Source organism: Pseudomonas sp. D1-1 (assembly GCF_051132225.1).
Lineage (GTDB): Bacteria > Pseudomonadota > Gammaproteobacteria > Pseudomonadales > Pseudomonadaceae > Aquipseudomonas.
Map to the genome: position 1 here is coordinate 2,629,039 of NZ_CP071676.1, position 19,413 is coordinate 2,648,451.

Annotated in this window: 7 protein-coding genes; all 7 read left to right on the top strand. The window is 63.8% G+C overall.

Annotated features, from left to right (window positions below):
• Nucleotides 1–83: 83 nt before the first annotated feature.
• The 7 genes from J3P86_RS12000 to J3P86_RS12030 all read left to right on the top strand — a co-directional run bounded on the left by J3P86_RS12000 (nucleotide 84) and on the right by J3P86_RS12030 (nucleotide 19,410).
• Nucleotides 84–887 (top strand): ABC transporter ATP-binding protein, encoded by an 804-nt coding sequence (locus J3P86_RS12000; RefSeq protein ID WP_305495001.1) that lies wholly within the window; start codon nucleotides 84–86, stop codon nucleotides 885–887.
• The gene (locus tag J3P86_RS12005) at nucleotides 884–1,867 is read left to right on the top strand and encodes a FecCD family ABC transporter permease (protein ID WP_434568700.1); all 984 of its coding nucleotides are present in this window, start codon (nucleotides 884–886) and stop codon (nucleotides 1,865–1,867) included. Before J3P86_RS12000 ends, J3P86_RS12005 begins: the two co-directional genes overlap by 4 nt.
• Nucleotides 1,864–2,913: a FecCD family ABC transporter permease gene (locus J3P86_RS12010; RefSeq protein WP_434624079.1), complete on the top strand. Its 1,050-nt coding sequence runs from the start codon at nucleotides 1,864–1,866 to the stop codon at nucleotides 2,911–2,913. The genes J3P86_RS12005 and J3P86_RS12010 overlap by 4 nt, the downstream gene beginning before the upstream one ends.
• Before the next feature lie 55 nt (nucleotides 2,914–2,968).
• Complete coding sequence (locus J3P86_RS12015) at nucleotides 2,969–3,907, top strand: ABC transporter substrate-binding protein (protein ID WP_434568698.1); 939 nt, start codon at nucleotides 2,969–2,971, stop codon at nucleotides 3,905–3,907.
• A gap of 156 nt (nucleotides 3,908–4,063) precedes the next feature.
• Complete coding sequence (locus J3P86_RS12020; protein WP_434631341.1) at nucleotides 4,064–5,017, top strand: TauD/TfdA family dioxygenase; 954 nt, start codon at nucleotides 4,064–4,066, stop codon at nucleotides 5,015–5,017.
• A gap of 70 nt (nucleotides 5,018–5,087) precedes the next feature.
• Nucleotides 5,088–9,902: a condensation domain-containing protein gene (locus J3P86_RS12025; protein ID WP_434700396.1), complete on the top strand. Its 4,815-nt coding sequence runs from the start codon at nucleotides 5,088–5,090 to the stop codon at nucleotides 9,900–9,902.
• A 43-nt stretch (nucleotides 9,903–9,945) separates the two neighbouring features.
• The gene (locus J3P86_RS12030) at nucleotides 9,946–19,410 is read left to right on the top strand and encodes an amino acid adenylation domain-containing protein (RefSeq protein ID WP_434700397.1); all 9,465 of its coding nucleotides are present in this window, start codon (nucleotides 9,946–9,948) and stop codon (nucleotides 19,408–19,410) included.
• Nucleotides 19,411–19,413: the final 3 nt, after the last annotated feature.

The window sequence follows — 19,413 nt, forward strand, 5'->3', positions numbered from 1 at the left end:
TGTGTTGTCAGGGGGAAATGATCCAGGGGGATCTGTACGATGGACGAAACGATCAGGCCCTCTAGGGCGTTGGAGGGACGGTCATGCTGAAAGCCAGCAACGTGCGGCTGAGCTATGGCGAGCAACAGATTCTCAACGGTGTCAGCCTGGATATTCCCGAGGGTTGCTTCACCGCGTTGATCGGGGCCAACGGCTGCGGCAAGACCACGCTGCTTAATGTACTGGCGCATATGTTGCGGCCGAGCGCGGGTGACGTGCACCTGGGCGGAAAATCGTTGGGACAGTATTCTCGCCGCGCATTGGCGCAACGAATGGCGTTGCTGCCCCAGCGCACCACGTCGCCGGCCGGCATGAGCGTGCGGGAGCTGGTGATGCAGGGGCGCTTCCCCTGGCAGAGCTGGTGGCGCCAATGGTCCGACCAGGACCAGCAGGCGATTGATCGCGCCATCGACCTGGCGGGTATCGGGCCTTTGCTGGATCGCTCGCTGGCCACCCTGTCGGGCGGGCAGTTGCAGCGCTGCTGGATTGCCATGACCCTGGCCCAGGACACTCCGGTGATCCTGCTGGACGAACCGACGACCTTTCTCGACATCGCGCACCAGATCACGCTGCTCGAATTGCTGGTGGATCTGCGTGAGCAAGGCAAGACCATTGTGGCGGTGCTGCACGACCTCAACCAGGCCGCGCGTTACGCCGATCACCTGGTGATGATGCGCGAGGGTCGGTTGCTGGCCCAGGGCGCGCCTGCCGAGGTGTTCACTCGGGAAAACCTCAAGGCGGTCTTTGACCTGGACGCGCACATCATTACCGACCCTTATTCCGGCGATCCGTTATGTGTCCCGCAAACCACCCGTAGCCAGCCGCTGGCTGTGCGGGAGGCGATGTGATCCACGGTTTGCGCTTGCCGGTGTGGCTGGGCCTGCTGATTGCGATTGCCCTGGCCGCGCTGCTGCATCTGGCGGTGGGCGCCAAGAGCATCCCCTGGAGCGAGGCGTGGCAGGCCTTGGTCGCCTATTCGCCAGACAGCCCCGACCAGAGCGTCATTCGTGGCAGCCGCCTGCCACGCCTGCTGGTGGCCATGCTGGTGGGCGCGAGTCTCGGTCTGGCCGGTGCGATCATGCAGGCGGTGGGCGACAACCCATTGGCCGACCCGGGGATTCTCGGCATCAACAGCGGCGCGGCATTGTTCGTCGTGTTCGGCTTGCTGGTGCTACCGGGCCACGATCTGTCGATGATCCCGCTGTTTGCTTTCAGCGGCGCCCTGGTCGCCGCCGTTGGTGTCCTGCTGCTGGCGGGCAGGGGCCACAACCCGATTCGACTGACGTTGTCCGGGGCGATGATCGCAGCGTTATTCAGTGCTATCACTTCGATTTTACTGTTGCTCGATCAGCAGGGGCTGGACAGCCTGCGGCGCTGGCTCACCGGCTCGATCGGGGTGACCGGAGGTTCGATGCAGGCGTGGGTCTGGCCGTATGCCGTGTTGGGCATGTTCCTCTGCCTGGTCAACGTCCGCGCGCTGAACGCGCATCGGCTGGGTCCGCAAGCCGCCGCCGGCATGGGCGTCAACCTGTTGAAGATGCGTCTGTTCGGCCTGGCTTCGGTGGTTCTGCTGTCAGGCTGCGCCGTGGCCCTGGCGGGGCCTATCGGTTTTGTCGGGCTGGTGGTGCCTCACACCGCGCGCCTGTTGTTCGGCGATGACTACCGTCGGTTGCTGCTGGCCGCGCCCTTGCTTGGCGCGCTCCTGCTGATCCTGGCGGACATCGCCGCCAGGACCGTGGTGCGTCCCTTCGAGCTCAATACCGGGATCGTCACGGCGTTGATCGGCGGGCCGATCTTCGTGGTACTGGTGTTGAGGAAAGTCCGATGATGCGCTTGGGGCTGACCCTGCCCAGAATGCTGCCGTTGCTGCCCTGGGTGGCCCGGCCGATCGACCTGATTTCGGTGCTGGTGTTGCTGCTCGCCTTGGTTGCGTTGGCCTTGTATGCACTAACCGTCGGCAGCTATTCACTGGATGTTGCCCAGGCCTGGCAAGCGCTGGCAGCCCCTGACCAGGCCAACCCGACGACGCGCAACCTGCTGTGGGAGTTGCGCCTGCCGCGTGTCTTGCTGGCGATCCTCGCCGGGGCGGCGATGTCGCTGGCCGGCCTGTTGATGCAATCGTTGACGCGCAATCCCCTGGCGGCGCCGGGCCTGGTAGGCGTGGAGTCAGGCGCCAGCGTCACCATGTTGTTGATCATCGTGCTCTGGCCCACGCTGCTGCCGCTGGAGCTGTATCCATTGGCGGCACTGACCGGTGGGCTGGCCGTGGCGTTCTTCGTCGCGTTGCTGTCGTGGCGCCAAGGCATCTCGCCGCTGCGCCTGATCCTCGTCGGCGTCGGGCTGACCGCCATGCTCAGTGCGGTTGCCGACCTGCTCATCACCTACGGCAATATCGACCAGGTCGAGTCAGCCTTGATGTGGCTGGGCGGCAGCTTGCATCGGGCCGGCTGGGCCCAGGTCCATAGTCTCGCCGCCTGGTTGCTGCTGGCGGGGACGCCGCTGCTGTTTTTTCATCGCCAGTTGAACCTGTTGCAGTTGGGTGAAAAAGTCGCCCTCAGCCGAGGCCTGAATGTGACGGGTGTGATGGCCTTCCTGTTGCTTTGCAGCGTCATGCTGACGGCGGCAGCGGTGGCGAATGTCGGCACCATGACCTTTGTCGGCCTGGTGGCCCCGCACCTGGCGCGCCAACTGGCGGGTGATCGCCACGGTGCCCTGATGCCTTTATCCGCGTTGATGGGGGCACTGCTGGTGCTGGCGGGCGACACACTGGGGCGGGGGCTTTTCCCACCGTTGCAGTTACCGGCAGGGCTGGTGGTCGCGATCATCGGAGCGCCTTACCTGATCGTCTTGTTGGCGCGTCAACGCAGTCGCTGAGAACACAGCGACGCTCATATTGAAGTTATCTGGAGGCAAGCGCGTGCGGGGAAGGGTGAAGGGAATATTCCAAGGGTTGCTCGGCATGCTGTGTGTGTCGTTGGCATTGCTGTCCATGCCTGCTGGCGCGGCCGAAACCAAGGTGTTCGAGAACAGTTTCGGCCGGGTTGAAGTCCCCGTTTCGCCGCGTTGCATCGTGTCTTTGCATGATTTCAGCCTGACCACCCAGTTGCTGGAGTTGGGTATCAAGCCCTGCGGCTCGACAGGGCGTAAAAAGCTGTTTTCGGATGTGCTGTTTCGTGGCGCGCAGGAGCGCTTCGATGTGACGGGCATTCAATACATCGGCTCGCACCAGTCGCCTGACCTCGAAGCCATTGCGGCGTTGAAGCCTGACCTGATCATCGGCCTGTCCTATCACGCCGACCTCAAGGACAAGCTCAGCAAGATCGCCCCGGTCGTTCTGTTGCCGTCGCGAGAGAGCGATATCAAGACCTACGCCAAGGAACTCGCCGACCTGGTCGGCAAGCAACAGCGTTATGAAGAAATGCTTCGCGAATACCAATGGGTGGTCAGCGAGTTCAAGAAGCGCGTCAAGGACCCTGCGCGCATCACGGTCACCACGCTGGAAGTCTATACCGATGGTTTCCAGTTGATCGGCCGTGGCGGGATGGATGACGTTATCGCTGATTTCGGGCTGGGGCGTGTCGCCGCGTATCGTGAGGCGCGGCAGAATGTGCCCTACAGCCTGGAGCGAATCGGTGACTTCGACAGTGATTTCATTATCGACACCTATGAGGAGCTGCTCGATTCGGAAACCAGCACCGCAGCTTTCCGCCAGTCCCCTCAATGGCGGAACCTGTTCGCCGTGAAGAACCGTCAGTTTCTCTACCTGAACCGCAGTCGTTATGCCGATACGATGCAAGGCCTGCTGGGGTCCGCTTACCTGCTGATGTCCCATATCGCTGAGCGCGAGAGTGTGCTCCAGGGCAAGTGAATCGTACCAGCTGTCATACTATCGTCATTAATGACAATCATTCTCTATTGCGGTTGTTACTCGTTTGTATTAGTTTGTGCTCTCGAAAAATACGCTCATCGGAATGGCGAGGGATTACAAATGGAAACTGGTTTGGCGCGTGCACAGGTTCAATCCATGGAAGGCGTACCGGGCAACGAGCAGACCTTGCCGTTCATTTTCGAAGCGCCAGCCACGGGGGCTCGCTGGCAGGATAGCCGAGCGCAGATCCTGCAGGCAGTCGAGGCCGAGTTGCCGCGTGTCGGCGGCATCCTGTTCCGCGGTTTTGCCTTCAACGGGGAAGCCGATTTCGAGGAATTTGCCCGCGGTTTTGGCCATGAGCTGCTGACCTACGACTACGCCTCCACGCCGCGCACCAAGCTCAACAACCGCGTATACACCTCCACTGAATACCCGGCCCACCAGGTCATCCCGCTGCACAACGAGCAGTCCTATTCGCTCAATTGGCCGATGAAGATCTGGTTCCACTGCGTACAGGCTTCTCCTGTGGGTGGTGAAACCCCGATCGCCGATAGCCGCAGGGTCTACCAGCAACTCGATCCGGCGATCCGCCAGCGCTTCGCCGAGAAACGCCTGATGTACGTGCGCAACTACGGCAACGGCCTCGACTTGCCCTGGCAGCAGGCGTTCAGCACCGAAGATCGCTCGCAAGTGGAACAATTCTGTCGCGCCAACCACATCCAGTTCCAATGGAAGGACGACGGCGAGCTGTCCACGCGCCAGGTCTGCCAGGCCGTGGCCCAGCATCCGGTGACCGGGGAGTGGGTATGGTTCAACCAGGCGCATCTGTTTCATATCTCCAATCTCGCTGCGCCGGTACGCGAGACGCTGATTTCCATCGTTGGCGAAGAGGGTGTGCCACGTAACGTCTTCTACGGGGACGGTTCACCCATCGAGCTGGAAGCCCTGGAGCATGTGCGCGGCGTATTGCAGCGCTGCCAGGTGACTTTCCCCTGGCAGGCGGGTGACGTGCTGATGCTCGACAACATGCTGGTGGCCCACGGCCGCTCGACATTCCAGGGCGCGCGAAAGGTCGTGGTCGCCATGGCCGAGCCTGCTCCGGCGGGTTGAGCCCGCCGCTCTTGCATTAAGCCGCCGCATTGGCTGGCTTATTTCAAACAAGCAAAATGAAGGACATCAAATGCTCGATCGCCTGATGCATCGCTGCTGGCTGCGTGGAATTCGCCTATCGGAAGCCGAAGGTCAACTGGACATCGTGCCCGGGTCGCAAGGTGCTTTGACGGATGAACTTGAAGCTGAGCTCCGTTCGCGAGAGCACGAAGTGTTGCAATGGCTGGCCCTGCATCCCGATTATCTTGATGCGCGGCCACTGACCGACAATGAGCAGGCGCTCTGGTTTCTACAGCGACTGGAACCCGACAGTTGTGCCTATAACCTCGCTTACGCAGGACGAATCAAGGCGCAGTTCGTAACGGAGGACTTGCCCCGGCGCCTACAAGACGCCTGGGCCACGATTCAGCGGCGTTACCCTGTGTTGAGCACGGCCTACGGTGAACGCAACGGCGACCTGGTGCAGTGGAGTCGTAGCGAAAGTATCCAGCCGTTGCAGTGGGTTGCCTTGCAGGCGGCGGACACCGATACCTTGCAGCAACGCATTGCCGAACTGGCCGACCGGCCTTTCAATCTCCAGGCCGGTGAAGTCAGCCGAGGTGTGGTGCTGAGCAACGCCCGGGACGGTCATACCGAGCTCACGCTGCTGCTGGTGATCCATCACATCGCTGCCGATCCGGCCACGTTCCATATCGTGCTCAACGAGCTGTTCGCACAGGTCGATGGACAGCCGTTGCCTGCAATCAATCCTGATGCCTATCGCAACTACAACAGCGAGCTGCACGTGCGTAGCGAGGCGACCGAAGCTGCGGAGCTGGCATGGTGGCAGGCACAACTGAGCGAAGCTCCAACGCTGGAGTTGCCGACGGATTTCGCCTTTGGCGGTAACCGCTCATTCGAAGGGATGGAGCTGCCGGTTCGCTTCGATCCCGCCACCACGGCGAGGGCGAGGGCCCGGGCCCGGGAGTGGGGCGTGACGCCTTACGTCTGGTGGTTCTCGCTGTTTCAACAGTTTCTCGGGGTGTTGTCCGGGCAAAACGATTTTGTGCTGGGTACGGCCGGCGGTCTGCGCTTGCGACGCGAACACCTCAATTTGCCGGGCTATCTGGTCAACTCGCTGCCGGTTCGCTGTCGCTTGCAGCCAGACCTTTCAAGTCGTGACTGGGCCCGTGAGGTAGACGCCACCGTCAAGCAGGCCCTCGCGCACCGACACTACCCGTTCTCGCGCCTGGTCAAGCAGTTGAACCTCGAGCGTCAGGCGGGCAAGGCGCCGCTGTTCCAGCACATGTTCACGCTCAACAAGGAACGTGCCGCGCCGTTTCACCAGTACGTGGACCCCGTGTTGTCGGAACAGCGTGGAGCGGCCCATGAACTGAACATGGTTGTGGTGGATGAGGAGGAGGGTTTCCTCTGTCGGTGGCGTTACAGCAAGGCTTTGTACCGTCACGAAACAGTCCAGGGTTATTGCGACCAGTTCGTTGCATTGGTCCACGCGGTCATCGACCAGCCGGACGTACCTTTTGCCCAGCTCGACTGGCTACCGTCCGCGCAACGATCGGTCCTCAGTGGCGAGGACCTACCGGTCCCGGTCAGCAACGCCTGGCAGGCGTTCGTCCAGCAGTGCGCCCACAAGTCTGAGTCGATTGCCCTGCAAGACGAACAAGGCACATTGAGCTATGCCGAGCTGGGCCGAGCGGTGGTTGCCCGTGGCGAGCGCTTGCAGACAGGCGCGAACCTGGAGGGTGCTCGCATCGCCTTGTGCCTGCCCCGCAGCCGCGAGCTGGTGATGCACATGCTCGCGGCCTGGCAGTGCGGCGCCACGTACCTGGCCCTCGATCCGCAGTGGCCGCAGTCGCGTTTGCAGGACATCTGCGAGGATGCCACGCCCCGGGTCTGGGTGGGTGAGGGCCTGCGTCCCGAATGGCTGCCTGAACCGGTACGGTGGCTGTCGTTGCCAACCGCGTCGTTGTCCAGCGAATCGCCATTGCGCGCAGCCGTGGCCGCAGACCTGCCGGCTTACGTCGTCTATACCTCCGGCTCCACCGGACGGCCGAAGGGCGTGGCGGTCAGCCAGGCCAACCTGATTCATTACGTGAGCGGGTGCATTGAACGCCTGAACCTGTCCGCCGATGCCAGCCTTGCAAGCCTGGCCAGTTGCGCCACCGACCTGGGGCACACGGCGTTGTTCGGTGCACTGCTCAGTGGTCGGCGCCTGCGCCTGCTGGCCGAGGAGCTGGCTTTCGATGCCGAGGAGCTGGCTGCGGTGCTTGAGCGCGAGCCCGTGGACCTGCTGAAAATCGTGCCGTCGCACCTCAACGCCTTGCTGGTCGCCAATGATCCGCAGCGCTTGTTGCCGCGCCAGTGCCTGGTGACCGGCGGCGAGGCCCTGGGCCAGGCGCTGGTTTCACGCTTGCGCGCCTTGCAGCCGGACCTGCGCATCGTCAACCACTACGGCCCCAGCGAAACCACCGTTGGGGTGTTGACCCATGAGATCGATATCTGCGGCGCAGCGCCGCTGGGTCGACCCCTGCCGCATGTCCAGGTCAGCGTGCGTTCGCCCGCCGGCGCAGTCTTGCCGACAGGCGTCAGTGGCGAGCTGTACGTCCAGGGGGCGACCGTTGCACTGGGCTACCTCAGCGCGACCGACGCAGACCGGGTCCGCTTTGGCCGGCACGGCTATCGCACCGGCGATCGGGTTCGACTCAATCATCAAGGGCAGGTGGAGTTTCTCGGTCGGCTCGATGAGCAGGTGAAGATCCGCGGCTACCGGGTAGAACCGGCCGAAGTCGCGGCGCGATTGCGGGCGATGCCGCAGGTCGGCGACGTGCAGGTGCTGAACAGCCCTTCGCCGTTGACCGGCAATCGCCTGGTGGCTTTTCTGGTCGCGCCAGCTGCCGCGCTGCCCGACATTCAAGCTGCCCTGCAAGCGCAACTGCCGGACTACATGCAACCGGCCCAATGGCATTGTCTCGAGGGTTTCGCCTTGCTGCCCAACGGCAAGGTCGATCGCCAGGCATTGCTGCGATGGGACGAGCAGGCGCCGGCCCAAGCGCCGGCGAAAACATCGCTCGATCAGCCGTTGGACGCGGTTGAAAGCGCATTGCTGGACATCTGGCGCGGGCTGCTCGGCAATTCCGACCTGGGGCCCGATGATAACTTCTTTGCCCTGGGCGGTGACTCGATCCTCGGCTTGCAGATCATTGCGCTGGCGCGCCAGCAGAACATCCTGATGACGCCCAAGCAGCTGTTCGCCGAACAGACCGTGCGCGCCTTGGCGCGAGTGGTGCAGACACCGCAGCGCAGTCTCGAACAGCGCTTGCTCGACATCGCTCGGGAAATTCTTAGTAACCCGGAGCTGCGGGTCGATGACAATTTCTTCAGCGTTGGTGGCGACTCGATCCTGAGTCTGCAAATCATCGCCCGGGCCAAGCAGCAAGGCCTGCAACTCAAGCCCAAGCAGATTTTCGAATTCCCGACCGTACGCGGCTGGGCCGAACACGTGGTTGACCTTGGCGCGGCGAAGGAGGGTGCCAAGCCTTCCGAGCTCGAGCCCACTGCGGCATTTGCCCTGACGCCGATCCAGCAATGGTTTTTCGCCCAGGAGCAAAACCAGCCCGGGTATTGGAACCAGTCGTTGCTGCTGGCGTTGGACCAGCCATTGGAACCAGCGCGGTTTACCCAGGCCGTGGGCGCGCTGTTGCAGCGTCACGCCAGCTTGCGCCTGGTCTTCGAAGCCTCGGCGCATGGCTGGCAACAACGTTACCAGGCGTTCTCTCAATCCCAGGTCAACGGGTTGTTCCATGTCGAGGAGCAACCCCTGAGCGAAGCGCTGTTGCAGCAGTGGCAGCAAGGCTTCGATCTGGCAACGGCGCCGTTGATTCGCTGGGTGTATTTCTCCCAGAGCCGGGAGCTGCTGTGCACGGCGCATCACTTGCTCGTCGATGCAGTGTCGTGGCAGGTGCTGCTGGAGGAGCTGGAAAGTCTCTACCTGCAACCGGACCTGGCGTTGCCGGCCGTCTCGGCGGGTTTCCATGCGTGGAGCGAGGCCCTGCAGCAGCACCGCCGCGAGCCGGCCTTGCTGGGACAGGTTGATTACTGGCACGAACAACTACGTGCAGAGGGCGTTGTCCCGGAACAGGCGAATGCCTATGGCGCAAGCCGCACGCTGGACACGCAACTCTCATCGGCGCAGACGCAGTCGTTGCTGGGCGACTGCCACGCGGCCTACGGCACCCAGGTCCAGGATTTGCTGGTAGCAGCTTTGGCCGGCGTCATCGGCCAGTGGCAGGGTCGCGAGCGCGTCACCCTTGAGCTGGAAAGCCATGGCCGCAGCGGCTGGGAGCAGGCTCCCGATTTGTCCCGCTCGATCGGTTGGCACACCAGCCGCTATCCACTGGCGGTCGACACTTCCTGGGATCTGGAGCCCTCGATCATCGCGGCCAAGGAAGCCCTGCGCCGCGTACCCGAGCAAGGCATCGGCTACGGCCTGTTGCGCCAGGACCCGGCGCACGGCCTGGCTGCGGCCTCGCTGTTGACGTTCAACTACCTGGGGCGGGTCGACCAATGGATCGGCGCTTCGCGCCTCTGGCGCCTGGCGCGGCCGGTATGTCCAGGCATGCGCGCCGAGAGCACGCGCCGCACGCATTGGCTGGACGTGACGGCGCTGGTCAACGAAGGGCAACTGCACGTGGAGTGGCGTTATGCGCCGCAGGTCCATGACCCGGCGCTGGTGGGCGAGTTGGCGCGGCAGTTCCAGCAGCGCCTTTCAGCCTTGCTAGAGCATTGCCAGGCGCCCTCGGTTGGCCGCGCCACGGCTTCGGATTTCGCCGACTCAGGCTTGTCCGACGATGAATTCCTGGGGCTGCTCGAACAACTCGAACAGTGAAACCTCTGCGTCCCCAAACATTACAGGTTCGGATACCGTCAGCATGAACGACAAGGTCAAAGCTCTTTCGCGCAACATCGAAGCTATTTACCCGCTGGCTCCCATGCAGCAAGGATTGCTGTTCCACAGCCTGATGCACCCGGGCAAGGGCATGTACCTGCTGCAATACCGGCACGTCATGGTCATGCCGAACCTCGACCTGGCGGCGTTCCGCCAGGCTTGGGCGCAAGTGGTGGAACGCCATGAACTGCTGCGCACCTCCTTCGTCTGGAAGCAGCAGAAGCGCCCGATGCAAGTGGTGCACAAGCAGGTCGAACTGCCGATCACTTATGAGGACTGGTCGCACCTGAGCGAAGCCGAGCAGCACGCGCGCCTGGAGCAGTTGCTCAGCGCGGAACGCGCTGAAGGGCTGGACTTCACCAAGGCACCGCTCATGCGGGTCAGGCTGTACAAGTTGGCGCCCGACACGTATCAGTTCGTGCGCAGCTACCACCACATCCTGATGGATGCCTGGTGCTTCTCGATCATCATGATGGACTTCCTCAACGGCTACCGTGCCGCTCAGGAAGGCCGTCGATTGAACCTGCCGGCGCCACGTCCGTATCGCGATTTCATTCGTTGGCTGGAAACCCAGAAGCCGGAGGATCACCAGGCCTTCTGGCAACAACGCCTGGCGGGTTTCGACACGCCAAACGAGTTCGGCTTCGGCCATGTCGGCCGCATCCAGGGCGCCAGTGAACCGGTCGAGGATTGTGTGGAGTTTCTGCAGCCTGAGCAGACCTTGGCGCTGCAAAACGTCGCGGCGCAGCACGGTCTTACCCTCAATACGCTGGTGCAGGGCGCCTGGGCCTTGTTGCTGGCGCGCTACAGCGGCGATCACGACCTGGTGTTCGGTATCACCGTCGCCGGTCGTCCGGTCCATCTGCAAGGTATGGAAAGCATCGTCGGCCTGTTTATCAACAGCTTGCCGCTGCGCTGGAGCTGGCGCCCGGATGACGCGCTTGGCCCGTGGCTGAAAGCCTTGCAGACCGAGAACCTGAGCCTGCGTGAACACGAGAGTGTGTCCCTGGCCGACATCCAGCGCTGGAGCGACGTCCAGCGCCAGGACCTGTTCCAGAGTCTGTTCGTGTTCGAGAACGCGCCCATTGCCGCCGACGTGCGCCAGGGGCAGCTGGACTACCTGATCAGCGACATGGCCAACCGCACCCACACCAATTACCCGATCACCGTGGTCATCGTGCCGGGTGAGCGCCTGCACCTGCAACTGACCTACCAGACCGACTGGTTTCTGCGTGAAGAAGTCGAGCAGATGCTGCGGCACTTCCGTGCCCTGCTGTTGAACATGGGCCAGGCCCTGGGCGCGAACGCCGCAACGCCTTTGCATCAACTGGCGATGCTCGATGAAAGTGAAATCCGCCATCAGCACCAGGTCTGGGCCGGTGGAGGCCTGGCGGCCGACGAACAACTGCTGCAACCGTTGTTCATCGAGCGCTTTCAGCAGCAGGTCTGCCAGAATCCAGGGCGCGTCGCCATAGTCCATGGCGAGCACAGCCTGACCTTCGATCAGTTGAACCGCGCCGCCAACCGGCTGGCCCGGCACCTGCGGGCACAAGGGGTAAGCAGCGACGATCTGATCGCGGTGTTCGATGAGCGCGGGCTGGACCTGGTGGTGATGATTGTCGCCACGCTCAAGGCCGGCGCCGGTTGGCTGCCGCTCGATCCACGCAACCCGGCCCAACGCCTGGCCCAGGTGCTGCGCCAGAGCCGTACGCCGTTGCTCGTGCACAGCGCGGGGCAGGGCGAGTTGGCCATGCAGGCACTGGATCTGCTCGAACAGCGGCCCAAGGCCGTGCGTTATGACCCCTCGGTGCTGAGCGGCTGCAGCGATGAAAACCTGAACATCGCGGTGCACGGCGACTCGTTGGCCTATTGCATCTTCACCTCTGGCTCCACCGGCACGCCCAAGGGCGCCATGGTGGCCCAGGCGGGCATGCTCAACAATATTCTGGGCAAACTGCCGGGGCTGGGGCTCGATGCGAATGACGTGATCGCCCAGACCGCGCCGCAGTGCTTCGACATCTCGGTCTGGCAAACCCTCGCGGGCCTGGTGCTGGGCGCACGCACGGTGATTCTCGGTGACTGTGTGGTACAGGACCCCGAGGCGCTGGCAACGGCCATCGGCCGGCATGGCGTCAGCATCCTCGAAGCGGTGCCGTCATTGATGCAAAGCCTGCTCGACGCCGGCCTGGAGACGTCGCCCCTGCGCTGGGTTCTTGCCACGGGTGAAGCCTTGCCGCCAGCCTTGGCGCGACGCTGGTTCGAGCGCTATCCGGCGATCCCGCTGATGAACGCCTACGGTCCGGCCGAATGCTCCGATGACGTCGCCTTCCACCCGCTGCTGGAGCGTTTGCCGGAACAAAGCATCAACGTGCCGATCGGGCGCGCCACGCTGAACAATCGCCTGTATCTGCTCAATGCTGATCTGCAATCGATACCGGTTGGCGCAGTGGGCGAGATTTTCGTCGCCGGTGTCGGCGTCGGGCGCGGCTACATGGCCGACCCGGCGCGCACGGCGGCGGTGTTCCTGCCGGATCCGATTGCCAACGACGGTTCGCGTCTGTATCGCACCGGCGACCTGGCGCGCTTCCTGCCCAATGGCGATCTTGAATACGTCGGACGCACCGACCACCAAGTGAAGATCCGCGGCCACCGTATCGAACTGGACGAGATCGAAGCCTGCCTGACCCGTTACCCAGGGGTACGTGAGGCGGTGGTGGTGGCCCGTGATGACCAGCAGCGCTCCAAGGTGCTGGTGGCTTATGTCGTGGCCGAGGTCGCGTGCAGCATCGAGGCGTTGCGCGAGCATGTGCTGGGCAATCTTCCGGCCTACATGATCCCGAGTGCATTCGTGTTGCTGGAGCGTTTCCCGCTCAACGGCAACGGCAAGATCGATCGCAAATCCTTGCCCGCTCCGGATTTTGCCGCGCAAAGCCAGGCCCGCTATGTGGCACCCAGCAGCGCGTTGCAAGGCCAGTTGGTGGAAGCCTGGCAAAGCGTGCTCGGGCTCGAACAGGTGGGCGTCGAGGACAACTTCTTCGAACTCGGCGGCCATTCGCTGCTGGCCACTCAACTGATTGGCCTGATCGGCAAACTCACAGGCAAGGACTTGCCGTTGCGCGTGGTCTTCGAGCGTCCGACCATCACCGCCATGGCCGATTGGCTGGAAAGCCAGGCCGGTACGGTAAAACCGTCGCCGACCCTGCTGGCACGACCAGAAAAGCTGCCGCTGTCGTTTGCCCAGCAACGTCTCTGGTTCTTGCAGCAACTCGACCCGCAGAGCCCGGCGTACAACCTGGCGGGCGCGGTACGCCTGACCGGCGAGCTGCATGTCGCTGATCTGCGTGCGGCGTTGCAAGCGGTAGTCGACCAGCACGAGGTGCTGCGCAGCGGCTTTGTCAGCGGGGCCGAAGGGCCGAGCCAGGTGATCCTGGCGCAGACCGAAGTTGATTTGCCGCTGATAGATGTGGCAAGCGAGGCAGCGCTGCACGATCGGCTGCGTCAGGATGCAATGACCCCGTTTGCGCTGGAAGCAGCGCCGTTGCTGCGCGCCCGGCTGTATCGCCTGGCGCCGCAGGTGTTGGTCCTGTCGCTGAACTGTCATCACATCGTTGCCGATGGCTGGTCCCTGCAACTGATCATCGACGCTTTGTGCGAGCAGTATCGCAACCGCCGCCAGGGCCAGGCAATTCAACGACTCGCCCCGGCGATGCAATACGCTGACTACGCTGTCTGGCAGCGCCAGTGGATGGGCAGCAAGGCGTGCGCGCAAGAGCTGGCCTACTGGCGCGAGCAACTGGCCGGTGAACTGCCAGTGCTCGACCTGGCGGCCGATTTTGCCCGACCTGCCCAGGCCAGCCAGGCCGGAGGGCGCGTCGAGCGACGGCTGCCCGAGGACCTGGCGGCCCGCCTGAAAGCGTTCAGCGCTCGGCACGGCTGGAGCAATTTCATCCCGATGCTGACCGCCTTCCAGTTGCTGTTGCGCAGTCGCAGCGGCGAAGACGACATTCTGGTCGGTGTTCCAGCGGCCAACCGGCACCATGCGGTGTTGCAGCCTCTGGTCGGTTGCTTCGTCAACACGCTGGTGTACCGCAGGAAACTTTCCGGCGAGCGCAGCCTGCTGCAACTGATGAGCGAACTGCAGGCGCTGTCCGTGTCGGTCCAGTCCCATCAGGATCTGCCGTTCGATTACCTGATCGAACAACTCGGCGTGGTTCGGCAGGTGAGCTACAACCCGCTGTTCCAGGTCATGTTCAACTATTTCCCGGGCAATGCCCTGGAGCGTTTCGACCTCACCGACGTCATTGCCGAACCGCTGGACAACCGTCCGGACAGCGCGCTGTGCGACCTGCACCTGGATGTGCGCGACAGCGAGCACGGCATCACCCTGAGCTTGCAGTACAGCAGCGACCTGTTCCGTGAACAGACCGTGCAAGCGATGGCCGCACAGTACCTGGCGTTGCTCGACGCGTTGATCGAGCAGTCCGATCAGCCGTTGGGTGAGCTGGCATGGCAGCCGGCCGAGCGGGATCTTGCGCGGATTGATGGTCGCACGGTGAACGGTCATCAGGACATCCTCCAGGCCTTTGCGCTTCAGGTTGCCCGCCAGCCCGCGGCGATTGCCGTCGTGGCAGGCAATGAACAGCTGACCTACGCCGAACTGGATCAGGCCGCCGAGCGGCTGGCGGCGAAGTTGCAGGCCCAGGGCGTCGGTGTCGAAGACCGCGTTGCGCTGAGCCTGCCCCGCGACGCGCGCCTGCCGATGGCCATGTTGGCCGTGCTCAAGGCCGGCGCTGCGTATGTGCCCTTGGCCGAGGACACGCCACCGGAGCGTGGCCGCTACATTCTCCAAGCGGCCCGGCCCACGTTGTGCCTGGGCACGGCGGCGAGTCTCGGTGTGTTGGCGCAGTGGAACAGCGGCCTGCCGTTGCTCGACATTGATGCCAGCGCTTCAACCGACACCTTCAATGCAGTGGCCTGCGCCGCCGGTCAGCTCGCCTACGTGCTGTATACCTCGGGTTCCACCGGCCAGCCCAAAGGCGTGGCGATCAGCCGTGGCAACCTGATGAACCTGATGCTGGCTGTCGAGCAGGTCCTGCCGATGACGGCCCGGGACCGGGTCCTGGCGCTGACCACTGCGACGTTCGACATTGCCATCGTCGAGTTGCTCCTGCCCCTGGCCCGAGGCGCCAGTATTCTGCTGGCCGATCGCGAACAGGCGCGGGACCCGCAGGCCATCGACCAGTTGTTGCTGTCCGGGCAACCCACCGTCATGCAGGCCACGCCGGCCACCTGGCGGATGCTGGTGGCGCATACCTCGCGCAGTTGGCAAGGCGTGCGCGCCATCTCCGGTGGCGAGGCCTTGCCGTGCGCATTGGCCGAAGCCATCGAGGGCAGGGGAGCCGAGGTCATCAACGGCTACGGGCCGACGGAAGCGACCGTCTACAGCACCTTTGAAGTGCGCAGCGGCAACGAAGCCGGCGCCGAGGTGCCGATCGGGCAGCCGGTGGCCAATACCGCCGCGTACATTCTCGATGCCGACTTGCAACCGGTGGCCGCCGATGTTCCCGGTGAGCTGTACCTGGCCGGGGCCAACCTGGGCCGCGGTTATTTCGCCGCTGCGCGCCTGACCGCCGCGGCGTTCCTGCCGGATCCTTTCGTGGCCGGCGCGCGCATGTACCGTACCGGCGACCGGGTCAGGCGTAACAGCAATGGCAGCCTCGACTACCTGGGACGCCTGGATTTCCAGGTCAAGCTGCGGGGTTTCCGTATCGAACTGGGTGAGATCGAAGCGCTGTTGTCCCGCATTCATGGGGTTCGCGAGGCGGCTGTCGTGTTGTTGGGCAGCGGTGAGTCGGCGCGCCTGGTGGGCTATTACGCAGGCGATGCGCTGGATGAAGCGCTGCTGCGTGACACCCTTGGCGCTCAGTTGCCGGACTACATGCTGCCCAGTCAGTTTGTGCGTCTCGACACGCTGCCGTTGAGCCCGAGCGGCAAGGTTGACCGCAAGGCCCTGCCGGCACCGCAGCAACGTGACGGCCAGCATGGCGCGCTGGCGGGTGAGTGGGAACTGACCTTGGCCGAGCTCTGGAAGGAGCTGTTGGGATGCACCGAGGTTGGCGCCGACGATAACTTCTTTGCCTTGGGCGGGCACTCGCTCCTGGCGGCGCGACTGGTCGCGCGGATCGCCGAACAGCATGGCCGGCGTCTGCCGTTGCGCAGCGTGTTCGAGCAACCGCTGCTGCGTGACCTGGCCGCTACGCTGGCCCAGGCAAGCACCGAGGCCGACGGCATCCCGCGTGCTTTCGAAGAGCCCTTGGCACCGTTGCATTTCACCCAGCAACGCTTGTGGTTCCTTGATCGCCTGCAGGGCGATACCCAGGCCTATCACTTGTCCCTGGCCCTGCGCCTGGCTGGCAACTTGCAACCGGCCGTGCTGGAGCGGGCGCTGGCGCAACTGGTTGCCCGTCAACACAGCCTGCAAACGCTGTTCAGCGAAACAGCCGAGGGTGTGCGCCAGCGTGTCGAGGCCCTCGACGCCATGCCGCTGAGCTTCGAGCCACTGGAAAATGATGAGCAATCGAGCGCTTTCACCCAAAAACTGAGCCATGAGGCGCAGCGTCCGTTCGACCTCACCGCGCCGCCGCTGTGGCGCGTGCGTGTGTACCAAGGCAATGACCGCAGCGTGCTGCAAGTGACCGTGCATCACATCATCGCTGATGCGCGCTCGCTGGAGATTCTCTTCAACGAACTGCAACTGATCTACCAGGCTTTGCTGGAAGGGCGCGACGCTTGCCTGCCACCGCTGCCGCTGCAATTTTCCGATATCGCGGCCAGTTGGCAGAGCCCGGCCGGGCACGCGCGAATCGAAGCGCAGCTGGGGTATTGGCGTGACGCCCTGGCGGGCGAGCCGCCTGTGCTGAATCTGCCGACCGACATGCCGCGGCCCGCCGAGCAGGGCTACAACGGCCAGCGGCTGCGCTTCAACCTGCCGACTGCGCTGGTCCGGCGCCTGCGCGAAACGGCACAACGCCACGGCCTGACCGCTTTCGCGCCGTTGCTGGCGGCCTGGAAAACCCTGTTGGCCAGGCACTCGGGGCAGCGCGAAATCTGGGTCGGCCTGCCGGTCGCCCATCGCCATCAGGCCCACACGGATAACCTGATCGGTTACTTCGCCACCACTCAGGTACTGCGTAGTCACATCGACCCGCAACAATCGGTCGAGCAGTTCTGGCAGCAATTGCAAGCCACTCACCTGGCGGCGCAACAGTATGCCGACGTGCCGTTCGAGCGCTTGGTGGAAGCGTTGCAGGTGCGCCGCGATCTCAGCCACACGCCGCTGTTCCAGGCGTTGTTCAACCTGATCCAGCGGGATGCCAACGCAGCGCTCGAACAGCGCTTCGCCGGGCTGCCGTCACAGCGCCTCAACGTCGAAAGCGACAGCGCCTTGGTGGACATCGGCCTGCATATCGAACAGCAGGGCGAGGATTGGCAGTGCGTGCTGGAGTACAACACCGACCTGTTCCTGGCACATACCGCGCAGCGTTACGCCGATGAGTTCCGTTACCTGCTCGAAGGCATGCTCGAGCAACCCGAGGCGCGCCTCTGGGACATCGACCTGGCGAATGCCGACCATGCGCTCGCCGAGCGGCCGTGGAACCGGCCCGCGCAATCCTTGACCGCCGCAATGGACGTGATTGCCCGCTTCGAACGGCAAGCTGCCCTGACGCCTGAAGCCCTGGCCGTCGATTGCCAGGACCGACAACTGAACTACGCGCAACTCAACGCCATCAGCAATCGACTGGCCCATTGGCTGCGTGCGCGCAATGTCGGCACTGATGATCTGGTTGCCGTTTGCCTGAGTCGCGGCCCGTGGTTGCTGCCAACCCTGTTGGCGATTCACAAGGCGGGCGCGGCGTACCTGCCGCTGGATCCGCAACACCCGAGTGAACGCCTGCGCTTCATCACCGATCACGCGCGTCCAGCCCTGGTGCTCGGCGAAAGCCTCTGCGCCGAGGCCTTGGCCGGCGTCGATCACGTCCTGCTCGATCAGTTGACGCTGGACGCCAGCAGCGACGCCAACCTGACGCTGGCGGTGGACCCGCGGCAGCGCGCGTATGTGATCTACACTTCGGGCTCGACCGGTACCCCGAAAGGCGTGCAGGTGACCCGTGGCAACCTGAGCAATCTGTTGGCCGGTCTCGATCGCTTGCTGCCGCTTGGCGCCGAGGATGTCTGGCTCGCCAGCACCACGTACGCCTTCGATATGTGCAAGCCGGAGCTGTTCCTGCCGCTGGTCAACGGCGCCGCGATCCTGCTGGCGCGGCGCGAGCAGGTGGTCGATGGGCATCAGCTGTTCGCGCTGCTGCGTCGGGCCACGGTGTTCCAGGCGACACCGGCCGGTTGGCAGATCCTTCTGGAGACCGGCCAGGCTGACTGGCCGCCGTTGCGTGGGCTGATCGGTGGCGAGGCGGTGCCGGGTGAACTGGTGAACGAATTGCGCGGCCGAGGCGTGACGTTGATCAACGCCTATGGCCCGACGGAAACCACCGTCTGGTCGACCACCCAGGCGTTGCAAGACGTGCCGTCCGGCGTCGCCGACATCGGCGCGCCCTTGCTCAACACCCGTTGCTACGTGCTCGACGACATGCTCCGCCCGGTTCCGCTGGGCGCCACTGGCGAACTGTATATCGCCGGCTCCGGGGTCACCCGTGGTTATCAGCACGCGCCCGCCATCACGGCGGCGGCGTACTTGCCCGACCCTTATGCCGGCGAACCCGGCAGCCGCATGTACCGCACCGGCGACCTGGTGCGCCGACGCGACGACGGGCGACTGGCCTATGTCGGTCGCGGTGATTTCCAGGTCAAGGTACGCGGGTTCCGCATCGAACCGGGCGAAATCGAATCGCTGCTGCGCCGTTACCCAGGCGTCGAAGAAGCCGTGGTGATGATCGATTCGCGCAGCCAGAGCCTGTTCGCCTGGCTGCAAACGCCGAACCCGGTTGATCAGGCGGCGCTGCGTCGGTATCTCGAAGGTGTGCTGCCGGGCTACATGATTCCGGCCGGCTTCATCGAACAACCGCGCTTTGCCCTCAACGCCAACGGCAAGATCGACCGCAAGGCATTGCCGGCACCGCAGCCCGTGGCGATCCGGGGCGTGGCACCGCGCAATGAACTGGAACAGCAACTGGCGGACATCTGGCAGAACCTGCTCGAGTTGCCGCAAGTCGGGGTGTTCACCAGCTTCTTCGAGCTGGGCGGGCATTCGTTGCTGGCGATGCGCTTGATGACCCAGGTCGAAAGCCGCTTCGGCGTCAAGCTTGAGCTGCGCAGCCTGTTCCAGAACCCGACGATCGCCGCGCTCGCCGAGCAGATCGAAAAGCCCCAGGGGCCTTCGACCGACGAAGCCCTGGACGAAATGCAGCGCCTGTTATCAGAGATGGAAGAGTAAGGA

Bases quoted from the DNA above. Each gene is read 5' to 3' on its own strand.
- J3P86_RS12030 (WP_434700397.1), top strand. From the start codon at position 9,946: ATGAACGACAAGGTCAAAGCTCTTTCGCGCAACATCGAAGCTATTTAC.
- J3P86_RS12000 (WP_305495001.1), top strand. From the start codon at position 84: ATGCTGAAAGCCAGCAACGTGCGGCTGAGCTATGGCGAGCAACAGATT.
- J3P86_RS12020 (WP_434631341.1), top strand. From the start codon at position 4,064: ATGGAAGGCGTACCGGGCAACGAGCAGACCTTGCCGTTCATTTTCGAA.
- J3P86_RS12025 (WP_434700396.1), top strand. From the start codon at position 5,088: ATGCTCGATCGCCTGATGCATCGCTGCTGGCTGCGTGGAATTCGCCTA.
- J3P86_RS12010 (WP_434624079.1), top strand. From the start codon at position 1,864: ATGATGCGCTTGGGGCTGACCCTGCCCAGAATGCTGCCGTTGCTGCCC.